The organism is Lacrimispora sphenoides, from assembly GCF_900105215.1.
In the GTDB taxonomy this organism is placed as follows: Bacteria; Bacillota; Clostridia; order Lachnospirales; family Lachnospiraceae; genus Lacrimispora; species Lacrimispora sphenoides_A.
Genome location: NZ_FOIP01000001.1, coordinates 578,863 through 598,798, shown reverse-complemented (window position 1 = coordinate 598,798; position 19,936 = coordinate 578,863). Strand labels below are relative to the sequence as shown.

Annotated in this window: 17 protein-coding genes; 13 read left to right on the top strand and 4 right to left on the bottom strand. The window is 42.3% G+C overall.

The genetic code is table 11. The features are described 5' to 3' along the window. Window positions 1-53: 53 nt before the first annotated feature. The 4 genes from arcC to aguA are packed head-to-tail and all read left to right on the top strand — an operon-like array spanning window position 54 to window position 4,553. Entirely contained in the window at window positions 54-998 is a 945-nt protein-coding gene (arcC, locus tag BMW45_RS02640) for a carbamate kinase (RefSeq protein ID WP_092240421.1), read from the top strand. A 34-nt stretch (window positions 999-1,032) separates the two neighbouring features. Then, window positions 1,033-2,061: a putrescine carbamoyltransferase gene (gene ptcA, locus BMW45_RS02635; RefSeq protein WP_092240420.1), complete on the top strand. Its 1,029-nt coding sequence runs from the start codon at window positions 1,033-1,035 to the stop codon at window positions 2,059-2,061. A gap of 7 nt (window positions 2,062-2,068) precedes the next feature. After that, entirely contained in the window at window positions 2,069-3,433 is a 1,365-nt protein-coding gene (locus BMW45_RS02630; protein ID WP_242882883.1) for an APC family permease, read from the top strand. Window positions 3,434-3,452: 19 nt separating this feature from the next. Further along, window positions 3,453-4,553, top strand: coding sequence for an agmatine deiminase (gene aguA, locus BMW45_RS02625; protein WP_092240418.1), 1,101 nt, complete (start codon window positions 3,453-3,455; stop codon window positions 4,551-4,553). Between the two features lie 83 nt (window positions 4,554-4,636). Here the strand turns inward: aguA and BMW45_RS02620 are convergent, their stop codons facing one another. Continuing rightward, a complete protein-coding gene (locus BMW45_RS02620) occupies window positions 4,637-5,803 on the bottom strand; it encodes a M23 family metallopeptidase (protein ID WP_092240417.1) in 1,167 nt (388 codons plus the stop codon). A 304-nt stretch (window positions 5,804-6,107) separates the two neighbouring features. Here BMW45_RS02620 and BMW45_RS02615 point away from each other — a divergent pair, with 304 nt between their 5' ends. Further along, a complete protein-coding gene (locus BMW45_RS02615) occupies window positions 6,108-7,295 on the top strand; it encodes an iron-containing alcohol dehydrogenase (protein ID WP_092240416.1) in 1,188 nt (395 codons plus the stop codon). Window positions 7,296-7,425: 130 nt separating this feature from the next. On the opposite strand, the gene BMW45_RS02610 is transcribed toward BMW45_RS02615, so the two are convergent. Further along, entirely contained in the window at window positions 7,426-7,722 is a 297-nt protein-coding gene (locus BMW45_RS02610; RefSeq protein ID WP_025231402.1) for a hypothetical protein, read from the bottom strand. Between the two features lie 132 nt (window positions 7,723-7,854). On the opposite strand from BMW45_RS02610, the gene BMW45_RS02605 reads away from it, so the two are divergent. The 8 genes from BMW45_RS02605 to BMW45_RS27395 all read left to right on the top strand — a co-directional run bounded on the left by BMW45_RS02605 (window position 7,855) and on the right by BMW45_RS27395 (window position 18,120). Then, window positions 7,855-8,223: a VOC family protein gene (locus BMW45_RS02605; RefSeq protein WP_092240415.1), complete on the top strand. Its 369-nt coding sequence runs from the start codon at window positions 7,855-7,857 to the stop codon at window positions 8,221-8,223. 327 nt (window positions 8,224-8,550) lie between these two features. Further along, on the top strand, window positions 8,551-10,836 hold the full coding sequence (locus tag BMW45_RS02600) for a helix-turn-helix domain-containing protein (RefSeq protein ID WP_092240414.1): 2,286 nt from the start codon (window positions 8,551-8,553) through the stop codon (window positions 10,834-10,836). 165 nt (window positions 10,837-11,001) lie between these two features. Next, the gene (locus BMW45_RS02595) at window positions 11,002-12,672 is read left to right on the top strand and encodes a type 2 periplasmic-binding domain-containing protein (protein ID WP_092240413.1); all 1,671 of its coding nucleotides are present in this window, start codon (window positions 11,002-11,004) and stop codon (window positions 12,670-12,672) included. Between the two features lie 114 nt (window positions 12,673-12,786). Further along, window positions 12,787-13,707 (top strand): ABC transporter permease, encoded by a 921-nt coding sequence (locus BMW45_RS02590; protein ID WP_092246112.1) that lies wholly within the window; start codon window positions 12,787-12,789, stop codon window positions 13,705-13,707. Window positions 13,708-13,719: 12 nt separating this feature from the next. After that, window positions 13,720-14,598 carry a carbohydrate ABC transporter permease gene (locus tag BMW45_RS02585; protein ID WP_092240412.1) on the top strand — a complete coding sequence of 293 codons (879 nt, stop codon included), beginning with the start codon at window positions 13,720-13,722 and terminating at the stop codon, window positions 14,596-14,598. Between the two features lie 35 nt (window positions 14,599-14,633). Beyond that, a complete protein-coding gene (locus tag BMW45_RS02580) occupies window positions 14,634-15,812 on the top strand; it encodes a glycoside hydrolase family 88 protein (RefSeq protein WP_092240411.1) in 1,179 nt (392 codons plus the stop codon). Window positions 15,813-15,825: 13 nt separating this feature from the next. Then, window positions 15,826-17,850: a heparinase II/III family protein gene (locus tag BMW45_RS02575; RefSeq protein ID WP_092240410.1), complete on the top strand. Its 2,025-nt coding sequence runs from the start codon at window positions 15,826-15,828 to the stop codon at window positions 17,848-17,850. A 90-nt stretch (window positions 17,851-17,940) separates the two neighbouring features. Then, a complete protein-coding gene (locus tag BMW45_RS27395; RefSeq protein ID WP_143057004.1) occupies window positions 17,941-18,120 on the top strand; it encodes a hypothetical protein in 180 nt (59 codons plus the stop codon). A gap of 80 nt (window positions 18,121-18,200) precedes the next feature. On the opposite strand, the gene BMW45_RS02570 is transcribed toward BMW45_RS27395, so the two are convergent. After that, window positions 18,201-18,512, bottom strand: coding sequence for a hypothetical protein (locus BMW45_RS02570; RefSeq protein WP_092240409.1), 312 nt, complete (start codon window positions 18,510-18,512; stop codon window positions 18,201-18,203). Between the two features lie 9 nt (window positions 18,513-18,521). After that, window positions 18,522-19,784: a Y-family DNA polymerase gene (locus BMW45_RS02565; RefSeq protein ID WP_092240408.1), complete on the bottom strand. Its 1,263-nt coding sequence runs from the start codon at window positions 19,782-19,784 to the stop codon at window positions 18,522-18,524. Window positions 19,785-19,936 lie beyond the last annotated feature (152 nt).

Here is a 19,936-nt window from a genome sequence, read left to right as displayed (position 1 = left end):
CGCAGCAAAAGCAAATCACAGCAAATCAAAAATCACAAAAGGAGGTTTTACTGATGGCAGAGAAAATTGTCCTCGCTTTAGGCGGAAATGCACTGCAGTCAGGAAAAGGAGAAGCAACTGCCAAAGCACAGCTTGAAGTCGTTCATAAGACTTGCGAGTATATAGCAGAATTAAATGAACGTGGCTATGAGATGGCTATTGTACATGGGAACGGACCTCAGGTGGGTAGAATTTTGCTTGCCTCTGAAACTGCAAAAGATGTAACACCGCCTATGCCATTTGATGTGTGCGGGGCAATGTCCCAGGGTTATATCGGATATCATTTGCAGCAGGGTCTGAAATATGCGCTGAATAAGAGGAATCAGAACTTTCCTGTTGTCACCATCGCTACCCAGATGATTGTAGACGAACACGATCCGGCTTTTCACAATCCGACCAAACCCATCGGACCTTTCTATACCAAAGAAGAGGCTCACGCTCTGGAAGAGGAAAAAGGATACGTTATGAAAGAAGATGCCGGCCGGGGATACCGCAGAGTGGTTGCATCTCCGATTCCTAAAAAGATTGTGGAGATTGAGGCGGTAAAAGAGTTGTGGCCAAAGGCAATTGTCATCACCTGCGGAGGAGGAGGAATTCCGGTCATTGAAGATCCAGCCGGCGCTCTTCATGGAACGGCAGCAGTAATTGATAAGGATTTTGCAGCTGAACTCCTGGCAGAACAGGTGGAGGCAGATATCCTGGTGATTTTAACAGAAGTGGAAAAGGTGGCAGTCAATTACAATAAACCAGATCAGAAGAATCTGGATCATCTTAGCCTGATGGAAGCGAACAAGTATTGTGAGGAAGGACAGTTTGCTCCGGGAAGCATGCTTCCCAAGGTTCAGGCAGCCATGAAATTTGTAAGATCCAATCCGTCAAAACGGGCGATCATCACTTCCCTTGACAATGCAGTTGAAGCACTGGACGGAAAGACAGGCACCATAATCACATTTAACTAATTAACAATAAAAATTTATATAAGGAGACTTTGCCATGAAAGCAAACGGAATTACACATTTTATTGACACCAACGATTTTACTAAGGAGCAGTTGTTAGACATAATTGAACTGTCTCTGGCAATTAAAAGAAGCATCAAGGCAGGTTATAATCCCCCTCTGTTAAAAGGAAAAACACTGGGAATGATTTTCCAGCAGTCTTCCACAAGAACCCGTGTTTCTTTTGAAACAGCGATGGAACAGCTTGGCGGACATGCCCAGTATTTAGGACCTGGCATGATTCAGCTTGGCGGTCATGAGACCATCGGCGATACCGGAAGAGTGCTTTCCCAGCTGATTGATGTGGTAATGGCCAGAGTGGTTGAACACAACTCCGTGGTGGAGTTAGCCAAAGCATGTACAATCCCGGTATTAAACGGTATGAGTGATTACAATCACCCGACCCAGGAAATCGGAGATCTTTGTACAATCGTAGAGCATCTTCCAAGAGGCAAAAATCTGGAAGACTGCAAGGTTGTTTTCGTAGGCGACGGAACCCAGGTATGCGCTTCTCTCGGATTTATCACCACAAAGCTTGGTATGCATTTCGTTCATTACGGACCAAAGAACAATCAGCTTTTGGAAGAGCACAAAAAGATCATGGAAGAAAACTGCAGGATTTCCGGCGGTACATGGGAAGTAACCGACAACCGTGACAGCGTCAAGGGAGCAGATTTCATTTACACAGACGTATGGTATGGACTGTATGAAAATGAGACTCCAAAGGAAGAGCGTGTTGCTACATTTAAGGATTATCAGGTAAACAGAGATTTAATGTCTCTTGGAAATATCGGCTGCAAATTCATGCACTGCCTGCCTGCGACCAGGGGAGAAGACGTGACCGATGAAGTACTTGACAGCGACAGCTCCATTGCATTCTTAGAGGCAGGGAACCGCCTGACAGCAATGAGAGGTCTGCTTGTTTACTTTACCCAGTATCAGAGAGATCAGGCTCCAAGCGAGCTTCAGATCGCAGTAGCAAAGGAACAGTTAGAGAAATTCATGGATGATAGAGATATCAGATAGGAGGAGAATGATGTCAGACGCGCCAAAGAAGAAGTTTCGGTTAATTGATGCCATAATGACGGTTATATGCGTTGTATTTGTGGCAGAAGCAGCAAGTCCGGTGGCAGCGATTGGTAATTCCCAGTATTTTTGGTGGATTTTCCTCTTAATAACATTTTTGCTACCATATGGCTTGATCTCCTCAGAACTGGGGACAACCTATGAGGGTGACGGTGGATTATATGACTGGGTGTCAAAAGCCTTTGGTAAAAAATGGGGAGGAAGGGTGTCCTGGTACTACTGGATCAACTTTCCGCTTTGGATGGCTTCTTTGGCGCTTATGTTCCCCGAGGTCATTAATCTTTTGACCGGAGGACAACTGGGATTTTTCCCGTCCTTGATCATAGAGCTTACGTTTGTATGGATCATTGTTTTCATCAGCTTTTTTTCCGTTTGTGACAGTACCTGGATCTTAAACGGAGCGGCAGTAATTAAAATCCTCATCGCAGTAATCCTGGGCTGCCTTGGCATCTACGGTGCGGTCACTCACGGAGTTGCCAATGAATACACCTTAGCCTCCTTGATTCCAAGCTTTAATTTAAACAGCTTATCCTACATATCAGTTATTTTATTTAACTGCCTTGGATTTGAAGTTGTTTGTACCTTTGCGGATGATATGGAGAATCCTAAGAAGCAGATTCCTCAGGCGATTATTGCAGGCGGAATTGTCATTGCAGCGATCTATATCTTTATGGCATTTGGAATCGGTGTTGCGATTCCGGCTGATCAGATCAGTACCAGTACCGGTTTGGTTGCAAGCGTCCAGCTTTTGACCGGAAGCACCAGAGGAATCATTGTGACGGTGGTTGCCATTGGCTTCCTGCTTACGCTTTTTGGAAATATGGTTTCCTGGTCACTTGGAGTAAACAATGTAGCGGCTTATTCGGCAGAGAATGGGGACATGCCGGCGGTATTTAAGATAAGAAGCAAAAAGAATGATATGCCCATTGGTGCTGCCATTATGAATGGACTGGTAGCCAGCACAGTTCTTATCATCGCTCCCCTTATTCCTAATCAGGATCTGTTCTGGTGCTTTTTCGCACTGAATCTGGTTATGTTTTTGCTTTCCTATATCCCTGTATTTCCGGCCTTCTTAAAGCTTCGAATGATAGACCCGGATACAGAACGGCCCTTTAAGGTTCCGGGAAGCAATGGTTTCTTAAGGGTTTTGGCATTCGTTCCAATGACACTGATCATCGTTGCGCTGATCTTCACCGCAGTTCCTTTAAGCTTTGATCCGGAAACTCTGGCAGGAGTCCTTCCGATCACCATCGGGGCAGTGATATTCCTCATACTTGGTGAGCTGATTGTAAACAGAAAAAGAGATAAATAAGAAAGAGTAGGGATAAATTATGGCAAAGAGAATTGAGAACACAACACCAAAGCAGGATGGATACCGTATGCCTGCAGAATTTGAAGAGCAGGAACAGATTTGGATGTTATGGCCGGAAAGGCCGGATAACTGGAGAAACGGCGCAAAGCCGGCACAGCTTGTATTTACTGAGGTTGCGAAAGCGATCCTCCAGTTTGAGCCGGTTACTGTTTGTGTATCTCCGGCACAATATCAGAACTGCCGTGCCCATCTTCCAGCTGAAATAAAGGTGGTTGAGATGACAAGCAATGATTCCTGGATCCGTGACTGTGGACCGACCTTTGTCATCAATGATAAAGGCGGCATCAGAGGCTGTGACTGGACCTTTAACGCATGGGGGGGCCTGGTAGACGGACTTTATTTCCCTTGGGATCAGGATGATCTTGTGGCACAAAAGGTATGTGAAATCGAAGGTGTCGATTCCTATCGTACCGAAGGCTTTGTTCTGGAAGGCGGTTCCTTCCATGTAGATGGAGAGGGAACCATCATTACCACAGAGATGTGCCTGTTAAGTGAGGGAAGAAATCCTCATATGACAAAAGAAGAAATCGAAGATATGCTGGATCAATACTTAAACTGCCAGAAGGTTATCTGGATTAAGGATGGCATTGATCCAAACGAAACCAATGGACATGTTGATGATGTTGCCCAGTATGTAAGACCGGGGGAAGTTGCCTGTATCTGGACGGAAGATGAAGAGAATCCTTTCTATAGAGAAGCGCAGGAAGCTTATAATACATTATCCGAAGCAGTAGACGCAAAGGGCCGTAAATTAAAGGTACATAAGCTTTGCCTGACCAAGAACCCCGTTCTGCTTCATGGTGCAGGCGCGATTGATATGGTAGAGGGTACCCTTCCAAGAGAAGATGGCGAGATTTCCATCGCTTCCTATATGAATTTCCTGGTCGTAAATGGGGGAGTGATCGTTCCCCAGTATGGCGATGAAAATGATGCATTGGCCTTACAGCAGATCCAGGAAATGTATCCGGACCGCAAAGTGGTTGGGGTACGTACGGAAGAGGTTGCATTTGGCGGCGGAAATATCCACTGCATCACCCAGCAGCAGCCAAAAGTAAAATAAAGCGTTATCACATTGTCTCCTCGAATGTATGCAGATACAGGGGCTGTTGCACTTGCCGCAACAGCCCCTGTCATAGTTAGAGGTCAATTTTCTACTTTAGGAGGTTCAGGCGGAATGAAATTATCAGGGATTCCTGGATCCGTCATATCATAAACCCGGTTGTATTCTTTTGTCTCCTGGTTCTTAAGAGTCTCGGAGCGGTTCATGGAAAGAAATTTGGTTAGCTCATAGCAGCTGACCCAGATCTCATTGTTGCCTTCCTTTTGAGACTCATCAAAGATAAGTTGAAGTCCAAAGTGGAGATGAGGTTCATTGATATTATTGGTGTTTTCATTCCGGCTGTATCCGGTACGTCCCAGATAACCGATCACATCTCCTGCCGTAACGATGCTGCCCTGGCTTAAGGATTTATGATAAGGATAATTCTTTCTTAAATGGGCGTAATAATAATACCGCTTTCCATCAAAGCTTCGTATTCCCAAACGCCATCCTCCATACTGGTTCCATCCGATGGCCTCCACATAGCCGCTTTCCACTGCAATGATGGGAGTCCCTACCTGGCCCATCATATCATGCCCCAGATGCTGTCGTCTGTAGCCATAAGAGCGTGCAACTCCAAAATCGTCAAAATCATTATAGGGGAAGCCCTTGGCAATGGGGGAAAAGCTTTTCAGCCCATACTTCTTTACCCAGACCCTATCCGGATCCTGGGTGCCGTCGGGAAGGAGGGCAGGAGTGGCGTACAGGGGTGCATTTTGAGAGGAAATCTGAATATCATACTGGCCGACAAGGCCATCAAGCACCGCTCCATAGGCTTCTCTGTAATAGGAATAGTGGGTCATTTTTGCAGTCAGTTCTTCCATGGTTTTACCGGATAGAAGCTGCTCCGCCAGCCCATCTAAATCTTTGGTGGAATATCTGGAAAAATCCCCCCCGTACTTGGCACCAAGATAAGCTAGTAAATCCACCCAGTTTAAATGGGGCTCAGACTGGCAGGTGTTAACATCGTATCGGAAGGCCTCCTGCATGGCCCTTGCGGTCACATCAAAATCCACCCATTTTATAAATTTTTTTGCCTCCGAGGGACTGGCGTTACTGTCCTGATTGACTACCGGAAATGAGAGCTTCCCGCCTGGGGATATGAAAAACAAGGAGACCAGCAGAAATGTCAGAATAATGACTTCTATGTAAATGATGATATGGTGTCTGGATACATGAGAAAATCTGATATCTTTATTTAATAGGTTCATAAGCGTTCTCCTTGTCATTCCATGGCATGATTTACTTAAATAAAGGCAAGCCAGGCCCGGACTGAAAAAAGCAGATCAGCCGTTCGATAAGCCGCCAGGTGAATCGAACTACTTACATATGAAAAAGGAAAGCAGATTACTAAGGCTTTCCTTTATAAGATATGCTGTGATAATAAAAAATATGAAGGGAAACAGGTGAGTATAGTCCATATTGGAAAAAAGAAATGTTCGTGGTATAATTTCTATTAAGAATAAAAATGATGCGGAACATGAGGATTAAACCGCAGCGGAAAGTGAGGACAGAATGAATAATTTTGAGTATTATGTACCTACAAGGGTGATATTCGGCCGTGATACCCACAAAAAGGCAGGTGCCATCATTTCTGAATATGGATTTCATAAAATCATGATTCATTATGGTGGAGGCAGCGTAAGAAAAAGCGGCCTGCTTGGGCTGGTGGAAGAATCCTTAAGAGAGCATGGAATCGAATATGTTCTTTTTGGCGGAGTACAGCCTAATCCGGTTTTATCCCTGGCAAAAGAAGGCATGGAGCTATGCAGAAGGGAACATGTGGAGTTCATTCTGGCAGTGGGTGGCGGAAGTGTTATTGACTCAGCCAAGTGCATTGCCGACGGAGCACTTAATCCTGAAATTGATCCCTGGAAATTCTTTTTAAAGGAAGAGGTTCCGGCAAAAGCCCTTCCCCACGGAAACATTCTAACCCTGTCTGCTTCAGGGAGTGAGACAAGCTTATCCTGCGTTATCACAAATGAAGAGGGGGACTTAAAGCGAGGGTTTAACAGCCCGACCCATCGTCCTCTGTTTGCCATCTGCAACCCGGAGCTGACGTTTACTGTCAGCAAATTCCAGACTGGATGCGGAACCGTAGATATTATGATGCACACGCTGGAACGGTATCTGGGAGGGACGACAAAGGATACGCCTTTAACGGACCGGATCGCGGAAGGGCTTTTAACCTCTGTTATGGAAGCGGGAGCTGTGGCAGATAAAAATCCAGAGGATTATGAGGCACGTGCAACCCTTATGTGGGCAGGAAGCCTCTCTCATAATGAGCTTACCGGTCTGGGAAGGGAATATATGATGCAGGTTCACCAATTGGAGCACGAGCTGTCAGGGATGTATCCGGCCATTGCCCATGGTGCCGGTCTGTCTGCCCTGTTTTGTTCCTGGTCCAGGTACGTATGCGAAGTTGATCCTATGAGGTTTGCCCAGCTGGCTGTCCGGGTATTGAATGAGGAAATGAACTTTGAAGAGCCTTTAAAAACGGCTCTTAATGGGATCAACAGACTGGAAGGATTTTTTAAGAGTCTTGGAATGCCTGTCAGCCTTAGAGAGCTGAATGCGGGAATAAAGGAAGCGGATTTAGAAATTCTGGCGGATAAATGCTCCTTTTACGGAACCAGAACTTTGCCCGGAATCCGGTCACTGGGGAAACCAGAGATGATTGATGTATACCGGCTTGCTTATTAAAGCTTAAGCGGCCTGCTTTGATCAGTACAAATCATGATCTGGCAGGCCGCTTCCAATGAAAGAAAACCGGGGCAGGATATATCCAATCTCCGATCTTGGTTTTCGCTTTCATAAAATCACCTTATTTTCACTAACCTTTATAGCATCCCATTTTACATATACTAGTTACAACCGCCCTTAACTCCTCCTTTTCCCCCTCTTTGCAAAAGGGTTTGAAAATGCATACCATGGTTATGGCATTCTGGGGAGGGCGGGTCATAATGAAGGAATTGCAGATAAAACGGAAGTTGATTCCCCTGGCCTCTTGAATGGATACCAGGTAGGGCTTATAGGTTGCGCCCCGTAATTCCCTTGTGGCCTCATAGAAGATCGCCAGGTCTTTGCAGTTTACATCGCGGTATGGGGTAAAAATGCATGGGCTGCACATATAAGAAACTCCTTTGCTTTTTCTATTGTTATATCATATGCGGAACTTGACCTTAAGGTACGGGAAAATCCAGGTCTGTATTTTAACCATACCTTTGCTATAATGAAATAAATGAGAGTTTATGGAGGGCAAATGAGACAGGAAGTATTATTAGGTAATGTAATGGTTGATTGTGATGATGAAAGAAAGTTACAGAAGTTTTATGGTGAATTGCTAGGCTGGGAAATGTGTGAGTTATTTGGCCGGCCAGCTGTCCGCAGCTCCACTGGAATTGTATTTTTATTCATAGAAGAACCAGGGTATATCCCGCCAATATGGCCGGAAGAAAATGAAAAGCAGCAAAAGCAAATGCATTTTGATTTCCAGGTTGACGATGTTTTAGAAATGGCAGAAGCAGCAAAAGAATTAGGGGCCGTTATGGCGGAGGATCAATACGGCGGTGATGATTTTATCACAATGTTTGACCCGTCAGGGCATCCTTTCTGCTTGTGCAGGAAATAAGAATAAAGAATAGCAGAAAAAAGGTTCAACCGTGAGGGCGGCTGAACCTTTTCGTAATATTATTTGCAGAACTGAGAAATTAAATCTAATAAATCGCTTAAGTTACATGAGCTTAAATCAAAGAACATGATACGTAACCTCCTTATTATTATTTGTCTTTTGAACAACTTCATTGTAACACTTATGTAATAGAATTGTAACATATAAAAGATGGAATTTAAGGAAGGAATTGGCCAAATTATAAAGAACGACCATAACATCTATATTTAATTGCATATTTATGATAAAATATACCATAAGAAGATACGATTAAAGGAAGTAAAAAGTATGATAAACAAGGGTAAAGCTTATAAAAAGCTGTATTTATCTTATGGCTTCATTTTTCTAATCCCAATTTCCATGGGGATTTTGTTTTATTTTTATGCTTATTATATTGCAAAGGAACAGGCGGATACCTCTAACCGGAGTTTGATTCAGACTGTGAAAAACACCTGTGACAGAGAGCTGGAATACTATGAGAATATTTTAACACAATTGGCTCTTAACAAGAACGTACAGCAGCTGTCTGTGGTGAAGGGAGAATTTCGGTCCGACAATTCCTATCAGCTTTATACGATTCAGAATGAAATTATGGATCTTAAGGTAACGATCAATAAAAGCGGCGATTACTGCAAAGATATCATGGTTTATTTTAAGAACTGTAACAAAGTGGTCTCTTCCTTTGGCAACATGGATTTTCCCATGTATAGTGATCTTTATTGTTTTGGAGCGGAAGATACAAAATCAGCTGAGATTTTGAAAAATCATTTGTCTGAATATCACTTTCGTGATTCGATTCCAATGAACTCCAAATGGACTCAGAGAAGACCTACCCTCCTTTTGACCATGAACAACTTAAAAGGAGAATTCGGAGAATCCACTGCAATGATCGGAATCTGGCTGGATATGGATGCATTAAACAGCAGCATTGAAATGGCTTCCTGGGAGTCGGGCTTGGATTGGCTGATTATAAATGAGGATAATCAGATTATGAACCGGTCTGAGGATTATTCAAGCATTGGAATCCAATATGACCATCTAAATCAGGATGGGGATCAGAAAATAAGGTGGAATGGGGAAGATTATATTATACGCACTGTATTTTCCGATACGTTTAATTGGAAATATGTTCTGCTGATGCCAGAGAAAATGATAAGCGGTTCAGCAGGAAAGATGCGGAATATTTTCGTTATTGGCATATTTATCTGCCTGTTTACCGGTTTCGGAGCAGCCTCCAGGATGATGAAAATCAACTACAGTCCCTTAAAGGTTCTCATGGAAGTGTTCCGGAAACACGATAATACTCAGGAGATATTTGTTGACAATGAATATTTATATCTGGAGGAAAAAACCATTTCACTTCTGGCTGAACGATCGGATTTTAAACATATGGTGAGCAGGAGCCAGGAAGTGGTAAAACAGTATTATCTAACGGATCTGATGATAAATTCCTTTGAACAAAGTAAAGATACACCGGACCGGGATGCAATTGTTAAGAAGTTCCGGGAAGAAAGCAACCTTGTACTGCTTATTACAGGAAAGGACGCTTCCGGGCGGGAGGAAAACCAGGAAGAATACATACAAATAAACAGTCTGAGAAAGTTTATTATTGGAAATGTGTTTGGAGAAGGAGTTGAAGGCAGCTTCAGTCTGGAGAAGGTGGAGCTGGGAGATGCCGTCGCGATGATTGTCAATATCCCTGAACTTTCTGAAGGGTATGATGAGAAGTTAGAGGAAATTATCGATGCAATGCAGAAATATATCTATGAGAATTTTGGATTTATGACAGTTGTATTGGCAGGAGAAGCTCATAAAGGGCTTGAGGGGATTCATTTATCCTATATGGAAGCAAGAGAAGCAGAGGAGTTTGTGGCTGTTCTGGATCCTGATTATATCAGTTACCGGGAAATTAAAAACAGTACCCATAAAAAATACGATTATTCAACTGATCAGGAACTACGAATCATAGCGGCAATCAAAAGCCGCAACAGCGCATTGGCTTCTTCTTATATTAATAAAATTTTAGATGTCAATTTTCTGGAAAATAAAGCATCTCTGGATATGTTAAAATGCCTTCTGTATGACTTAATGGGAACAATTATGAAAGGAGTACAGGAAGTAGAGGAGATTCCAGGTGAAGATTTAGGACTAAAGCGCATTTCTGTAAAAATGCCTCTTGAGAAAATCAAGGAAACGTTTGGAGGAGCCGTTGAAAAATTGTGTAAATCCTCGGATAACTCCAAAGAGTGCGGACAAAATCAACAATTGTGCGAAAAGCTGCAGATATATATCCGGGAGAATTTCAGCGATCCTGACTTAAATATTTCTCAGACAGGACTTCATTTTCATATGACCCCTGCTTATCTATCCTCTATTTATAAAAAGTACACAGGGGAAAGCCTTTTAAAGGTCATCAATCAAACACGGATCGATGAAGCAGAGAAACTTTTGGCAGAGGGGATTAATGTGGTTGAGGTAGCGGAGAGAGTAGGTTTCCGGGACAGCTCCACTTTTATCAGAACCTTTAAGAAATTTACAGGAGCAACGCCTGGACAATTAAAAAATGGACGGTAGAGATTCGATAAATTGTAAATGAATTTTAGTTTTAGTCAAGAAAGGTTGATGAGATCATGTGATTTTGTCAACCTTTTTCAATATTTGAGTATATAAAATGCACATAGTACCATGTAGAATATAAGCAAATAAGTGCAATGTGCATAAAAAGAAGGAGGAAGTATTATGAAGAGAAATTTAAAAAGACCAATTGCTGTATTAGTAGCAACGGCGACTGCCATCTCTCTGCTGGCAGGGTGTGGAAGTAAAACAGGGGCAGCCCCAGGGGCAGGGGAGACAAAGGAAGCAGCAAATACCGGGGAAAGCAGTTCGAATGCGGAAGCAGGGGGAGAGGTATCTTATCCTCTGACAAAGGGAGGGGATCTTACCTATTGGCTTGCGCTAAATCCTAACGCATCAGCTAACTTTACTAATTTAGGTGAAACTGAATTAGGAAAAGCGTTACAGGAACAGACCGGTGTTACAATTAAGTTCCAGCATCCCGCAGCAGGTGCGGACCAGGCAAAGGAACAGTTTAATTTAATTGTTGCTGATGGAAATCTCCCTGATATTATGGAGTGGCAATGGGTAAAGATGTATCCAGGCGGTCCGGAAAAAGCAATTAAGGATGGAGTTATCATTCCTTTAAATGATGTTTTTGATATGTATTGTCCAAACCTTAAAAAATACCTGGCGGAAAACCCTGATGTAGATAAGATGATTAAGACAGATGACGGCCACTATTTTGCATTCCCATTCATCCGCGGCGAAGATAAGCTGCGCTATACAGTAGGTGGGTTCATCCGTCAGGATTGGCTGGATGAACTGGGACTTGAAGTGCCTACAACCATCGACGAGTGGCATACGGTACTGACTGCATTTAAGGAAAAGAAGGGTGCTGAGGCTCCTATCAGTTTTGACTGGACCAACTTCAAACAGTCCAACCCATTTGCATTCGCCTATCATGTAGGAGCTGCAAACTCTACATGGTTTATCATCGATGATGAGGGCAAGATCGCTTTTGCACCTGCTCAGGACGGATATAAGGATTATCTGATGACTATGAACCAGTGGTATCAGGAGGGGTTAATTGATAAGGATATTGCTACTCTTAACGGTGATCAGGTAACGGCTAAGATGACCAGTGATAAATCAGGTGTTTCTGTAGGCTGGGCAGCAAGCCGTATGCAGCTGTTTATGACAAGCGTACAGAAGACCAATCCTGACTATTTGCTGGTTCCGACTCCAACTCCAACGTTAGAAAAGGGTGCTACACCTGAATATGGCTATATGGAAAATAAGTTCCCCGATGTGGGAGCAGCCATTACCACCAGCTGTAAAAATGTAGAACTGGCAGCCAGATTATTGGATTACGGTTATTCTGAGGCAGGGCATAACTTATTTAATTATGGTGTTGAAGGTGTATCTTATGAGATGAAGGATGGGAAAGCCGTTTATACCGATCTGGTTATGAATAACCCGGATGGCTGGCCACTGGCACAGTCTTTATCCAAATACGTCCGTGCTAATTATAACGGTCCATTTGTACAGGATCTTAACTATCTTGAGCAGTATTTACAGCTTCCTACCGTTAAGGATTGCCCACAGGTATGGGAAGTTGCAAATGCAAACAAACATACAGTTCCAAATATCACTCCAACCCAGGAGGAATCTAAGGAACTGGCCACTATTACAAATGAGCTTACTACTTATATAGATGAAATGTCCCTTAAATTTATCTTTGGTACAGAAAGCTTTGATAAATGGGATAATTATATCCAGACATTAAAGGATATGAAACTGGACCGTGCACTTGAGATTGAAAACGCAGCTTTAGAGCGTTATGAAGCTAGATAACTCTGGTTGATTTCCAATTTAAATATGGCCGGGCGATTGCATAGTCAGTCCCCGGCTGTTTTCAAATCAAAGTTTTTGGATCAAGTATTCAGATGAAAGGAAGGGATGGAAGGAATGATGGGAAATTCGTTGAGCAATAGAATCAGGAAAGATTTACAGAGAAACTGGACGTTATATCTGCTGGTGCTTCCTGTCCTTATTTATTATGCTGTTTTTATGTATAAACCGATGTATGGTGCAATTATTGCATTTAAAGATTTTACGCCTGCCAAAGGAGTATTTGGCAGTGAGTGGGTGGGGTTTGAAAATTTCACCAGATTTTTTACAAGTCCTTATTTTGGAAGGCTTTTGAAAAATACTCTGTTGCTAAGTATTTATAGTATTCTATTTGGGTTCCCGGCTCCTATTATTCTGGCCCTTTTGCTGAATGAAGTAAAAAATGCTAAATTTAAAAAATTCTCTCAGACAATTACCTATCTGCCTCATTTTATTTCACTGGTAGTTGCCTGTGGTATGATTAAGGATTTCTGTCTGACAACCGGCCTTTTTAATGATATAGTTGCGCTGTTTGGGGGAACGCGGAATCCTCTTCTTCAGAATCCTGCGTATTTCCGTACAATATATACAGCCACCAGTATATGGCAGGAGATTGGCTGGGGATCGATTATCTATCTTTCTGCATTATCTGGTGTTGACAGTCAGTTATATGAAGCAGCCTCTATTGATGGTGCAGGGAAATGGAAACAGCTTCTTAATGTAACGTTACCTGGAATTGCACCTACGATTATTATCATGCTGATTTTAAGAATGGGTTCCCTGATGAGTATGGGATATGAGAAAACGATTCTGCTATATAATCCGTCTACCTATCAAACTGCAGATATTATTTCTTCTTATGTATACCGTGCAGGTTTAATTGAGCAGGATTGGAGTTATTCAACCGCTATTGGTCTGTTTAATTCTGTGATCAACTGTGTTCTGTTGTATATTACGAATAAGGTCTCTAAAAAAACAACAGAAAACAGCCTGTGGTAAAGGAGGAGAAAGATGAAAGTTAAAATTTCCCGCGGAGAGAGAATATTTCATGTAGTCAATTATATTATTTTGACTATTGTTGCATTAATCTGTTTATATCCCATGTGGTTTGTGGCTATGGCTTCGTTCAGCGACAGCAGCCAGCTGATCGCACATTCAGGTTTCTTATTAAAGCCCTTGGGATTTAATCTTCAGGCATATTTGAAGGTGTTTGAAAACCCTATGATTTTAAAAGGTTATGCAAATACTCTGTTTATTCTGGTGGTAGGTGTTGCTCTGGATCTGGTAATGACTGCACTTGCAGCTTATTTCTTTTCCAGGAAGGGCGTTATGTTTAAAAAGCCTTTGATGCTGTTTGTGTTGTTTACCATGTTTTTCTCAGGAGGAATGATTCCGTTTTATTTAAATCTAAAGGATATGCATTTGATTAACAGCAGATGGGGACTCATCATTCCTTTTATGATCAGTACTTATAATATGATTATCTTAAGAACATCCTTTGAGTCCATTCCAGACAGCTTAACGGAAGCAGCCAGAATTGACGGGGCTGGTCATATTACCATTTTGTTTAAGATTATTTTGCCGCTATCGAAAGCAATTATGGCAGTTATGGTTCTGTATTATGGCGTTTCCATATGGAATGCATGGTTCTGGGCTTCTGCGATCTTAAGAGACCGGGAATTATATCCCCTTCAGGTTATCTTAAGAGAAATCCTTATATCCAATGATTTACAGGGGATGAATGGAGGCGCGGGAGCTGATGCGGAGGCCATTGCGCAGAGCATTAAGTATGCCACAATCATGGTGGCTACTGTTCCGATTTTATTCGTATATCCATTTTTACAAAAATACTTTACAAAGGGAGTTATGATCGGAGCAGTGAAGGAATAAGGGTATTATTTACTTGACTTGAGGAGGAACGGTATATGCAAACAAGAGAAGAACTATTACAGCACAAGGAAATTGATGATGGAATACTAAAAGCGGCCTATGATAAGGCGGCAGAACTGATCAAAGTAGCGACGAATCAGTTTACGGAACAATTTCCCCAGGAGGCCAGTGTGAATAATTTCTACCAGCAGGGGACCAACTACGAATGGACACCTGGGTTCTGGACTGGTGAGGTATGGCTGGCTTATGAGAAAACAGGAGATGGGGCATTAAGAAATACAGCTGAAATCGAAGTAAAGGATTTTTATAGAAGGATCAAAGAAAAGGAAGGGGTGAATCACCATGACATGGGATTTTTATACTGCCCCTCCTGTGTAGCTGCATACAAACTTACGGGTAATACGACTGGTAAGGAAGCTGCTATTATGGCAGCAGATAATCTGATGACGAGATTTCATGAAAAAGGCCAGTTTTTTCAGGCCTGGGGGAAACTGGGGGAAGAGAACAATTACCGTATGATTATCGATTGCCTTCTTAATATGCCTCTGCTTTTCTGGGCGGGTGAAGTGACTGGAGAGGAAAATTACATAAAAAAAGCAGAAGCACATATTAAAACTGTAATGAAAAATATTATTAGAGAAGATCATTCCACTTATCATACTTTTTTCTTTGATATTGAGACAGGAGAACCAAAGAAGGGCGTCACCCATCAGGGGTATCGGGATGGTTCTGCCTGGGCAAGAGGGCAGGCATGGGGAATCTACGGATCTGCACTTGCTTATAAATTTCTTAGAAATGAGGAATATGCTGATATTTTCTGCAAAGTAACGGATTATTTTCTGGAGCATTTGCCTAAAGACATGGTTCCTTACTGGGATTTTGATTTTAGTGACGGAAGCGATGAACCAAGGGATTCTTCTGCAGCCGCAATTGCAGCCTGCGGTATGCTTGAGATGAGCAAATATCTTCCAAATGAAAAAGCAGAATATTATACAGGTATGGCGAAAAGGCTTCTGCATGCACTGGTTACGGAGTGCGCGGTGACTGATCCTGCTGTATCAAATGGTCTTCTATTACATGGAACCTATGCAAAGAGTTCTCCATATAACACATGTCCAAACCACGGAGTTGATGAGTGTGTTCTTTGGGGCGACTACTTTTATATGGAGGCATTGACCCGGCTTTCTACAGACTGGGAGCCATATTGGTATTAATGGAGAATTGGAAATGACAATCGAACAATATTTTGACAGACCGGATGCTTTTTATTTTGTCCCTGACCCGGGGAATTCAGCCTGTTATTGTAAAGAACATTGGAATGCTGATGTGGAGCATATTTTACGGATAGCAAATGAGGTATGTGAAAATACATTTCTGTTTGATTTAAACTGGGATATGGAGCGTACCTATGAACCTGTGGTATTTTCCGGGGAAATTGACTGGAGCTATATGCCTTCCGGTGATCCGGAATTTGTCTGGCAGTTTAACAGACACAGGTTTTTCATTTGCCTGGGGCAGGCCTGGCAGATGACAAAAGATGAAACGTATGTAACATGCTTTCTGCGCCTGGTGAATGATTGGATAGACAGGGTTCCACTTGATGAAAAGACAGTGATGGGACCGTGGCGCCTGTTGGAAACAGGGCTTCGGGGAGAGACATGGACGAAAGCGATCCGCTATTTTAAAGACAGCAGCTTAATAACAGAGGACTTTTTAGACCGATTTGCAGAATCACTGAGGCTCCATGCCAGAAGACTGGTGGAAAAGGGCGGAGACGAAAGACTGCAGAGTAACTGGTGCATTCTGGAGAACAGCGGACTTTTTGAGATTGCGATGGGACTTCCTCAGAGCGATGAAACAAAGGAGTGGGCGTCCATTGCTCTAGAGAGGATCTATAAGTCCGTAAAGGTGCAGATTTACAAGGATGGCAGCCAGTGGGAGCAATCCCCTATGTATCACAATGAAGTATATCATTGCCTGTGCTGCGTGATTTTCCTTGCAAGAGCGAACGGGATACCACTTAAGCCGGATTTAGAGGATGCGGTTCATCGCATGGCACTGGCAAATGTTATCTGGAAAAAGCCAAACAGCCATCAATTTACTCATGGAGATTCTGATGACACCGATTTACGGGATAAAATCACCATGGGAGCCTGGCTGTTCCAGGATCCTGTCTTAAAATGGAGCGGTTATGAGCTTATGGATTATGAAGGAGCCTGGGACTTTGGAAGCAATGCCTGTGCTGACTATACCTCTCTTCCTGCAAGAGAACCGGATTTTATATCGGCATGTCTGGAGAACAGCGGGAACTATTATTTAAGGGAAAGCTGGAAACGGGATTCCAATCTTCTTCATTTTACCTGCGGTGCAATGAGTACCGGTCATTGCCATGGGGATAAAATGCATGTGGATTTAGTTGTGAATGGAGAAGATGTACTGGTTGATGGCGGCAGAGCAACCTATATGAACGTTCCTCTTCGTTTTACTTTGAAAGACAATCCAGGCCATAATACCACAACCGTAGATGGAGAATCCTTTACTTCATTTGAAGATTCCTGGTATACAAATAAGCTTTCTCTTCCTGTAAACAGAACATACAGAGCCGGAGAGATTGCAGAATTTGTCCAGGGTGGTCATCTGGGATATATGAAAAAGGGTATCTTTGTGAACCGGCGTATCATCTGGATCAAACCGGATATTTATCTGATTCATGATCAGTTTTATGCAGAAGGAGAACATGAATACCGGCAGTATTTTCATTTCGCGCCGGAAGGAAAGGTTTTCACAGAAGTAAATTCAGTGACTTTCCAGGGAAAAGAAACCAGAGTATTTCTGAACTTTTTGACAAAAGATGCCTTACTTGAAAGCAGCAGAGGTGTGACTTCAAGACATTATAATCAGTGGGAAGAAAATGATGTAGTTACTGCAGTTTTGAAAAAGAAGGGATTTGCCAGTATGATTACAGTCATAAATGGAGGGAATTCTTCTGCAGCAGAACCGGCCAAAGTGAAGGTTGTGGAGACATACAGCCATACACTTCATAAACCACTGACAGAGAGCGAAGCTCAGGCTGTGAAAATCACGGTCGGAAATCGAAGCTATGTTGTAATTCTCTGCAACGATGAAGTCCTCCATACTTCAGATGCTGTAATAGCAGAGGAATGTTTTGCTACAGGAAATGTCTGCGTTTTCAATGTCAGTGACAGGAAAGAAGGAGAAAGGCTTTATGCCGGGGAAGTGCTCCATGTATAATTGATTGATTGTGGGAGGTTGCTCCATGGCTGAGTTTTAGCCATGTGCAATGCTCCCTCTTTCTTTATAAACCGTTAAATAAGGCCTGGCATGGAACACGATTTTCACATCTTGTCTATTGATGCCATAAAGTATAGTATAACGTTACTTAGAAGGGAGGGAAATATATGTGTTGCTTTAACAGGGGCTGCCGTAGAAATTGCAGATGCAATTTTTGTAATTGCTTTTTTGGATGTAACAGATGTAACTGGTGGTGGTAATAATTACTAAAGGATAGCAGGGTACTGCAGGATCCGGGACTATCAGTGTAAATAATACAGGTGGGTACCCGGGATTCCGGCCCCACCTATTTATATTATCATAACCCATTTACAGGATTCCATATAAAAGATCAGTTTAAATTCTCTTTTCAGGCCCCCAATGATTGCATCACATTGAAATTCTTTTGATGGAATTCCGTTATAATTTTTATCTTCTGAACATTTTATGATTATATCAGATACTGTTTGTATGATACCATCATCGCCTTCAAACTTAAGACTTAAAGGCCTGGGGCTGCAGCTGGCGGTAAACCATACCTTGCAGGCGACATGATACATTCTACCTTGCAGTTCTCCGCTGTTAATATCTTTTACATTAGTCCCAATTCCAAATACTCCCATATCTTTCACCTACAATATATGTTGTTTGCTGTAGTCTACGGTCCGTTTCTCCCGGCTGATTCCGCCGCTCATGTGATCGACTGCTTTATCATTTAAAAAGCTTGCTCTTTTAATTGAGTCAATTCCAAAACGCTTTCTGATTTCATCCACTGCTTTATCCATCCGCTCCATTTTTTCATAATCTATTTTATCGAATATATTTAATTGACGGCTGTTCTCTGTGGTTACATGGCTTGTATGGATTCCTAAATGACGGATAGGAATCTTATTCCACATCTCATCAAAAATCCGGCAAGCAGTTTCATAGATTTCATAAGTGATATTTGTTGGCGTATCAAGGGTTCTTTGATGACCATAATATATAAAGTTATAGTCCTTTATTCCCACGGAAATCACGCTGATTTTCACATTGTCCTCTCTTAATCTGGCAGATACGGTCTCAGCCAATGATAACAGTACTAACCTGGCTGTACTTGCATCCACTAAATCAAATGCAGTGGTTGTACTATTCCCATAACCTTTATTAGGCGGGGGAGCAGGTTCCACTGCTGAAACATCGATTCCGTTTGCAAAAGACCATATGACCTCCCCATACTTGCCGAAATGACTTTTAATGATTGATAAATCAGTCTGCGCCAATTCTCCTATGGTCTTGATTCCCAGATTCCGTAATTTCTGAAAGGTAGCCCTGCCCACGAAAAATAATTCTTTTACAGATAATGGCCACATTATTTCTTTTATTTCACTTAGCCACAGCGTATGCACTTTGTCAGGCTTTTTAAAGTCGGATGCCATCTTGGCCAGGACTTTATTGTTTGAAATACCAATGTTTACGGTAAAGCCAAGTTCTTTGTGTATACGCTCTTTTATATCATTTGCTGCCTGATAAGGATCTCCAAACAAGACTTCAGTACCAGTCATATCCATAAACGCCTCATCAATGGAATACTGCTCCACAATAGGAGAATATTGTTTCAGGATATGAATAAATGCAGATGAAGATTTCTGGTAGAGATTGTAGTTTGGGGGAACTAAAACCAGGTCAGGGCACTTTCTTAGTGCCTCAGTCACGGACTCCCCGGTTTTTATATGATACTTCTTTGCCGGTACGCTTTTTGCAAGTATAATACCATGCCTTTTTGTAGTATCTCCGCCAACCGCAGACGGTATATCCCGCAAATCTAAAGTTCCTCCCAAATGATGGATTCGATATGCTGCTTCCCAGCTTAGAAAGGCGGAGTTTACATCGATATGAAATATGACATTATTCATGGAATCACCTCGGCTATATTATAATCGAATATATGTTCGATTAATAGTGGAAATAAAAGGGAAGGGAAGACAAAAAAACAGCAGGCTGACTGAGACCTGCTGATATTATTAAGTAAAATTTATATTACCGATAGCAAATGATGCTTTCTATA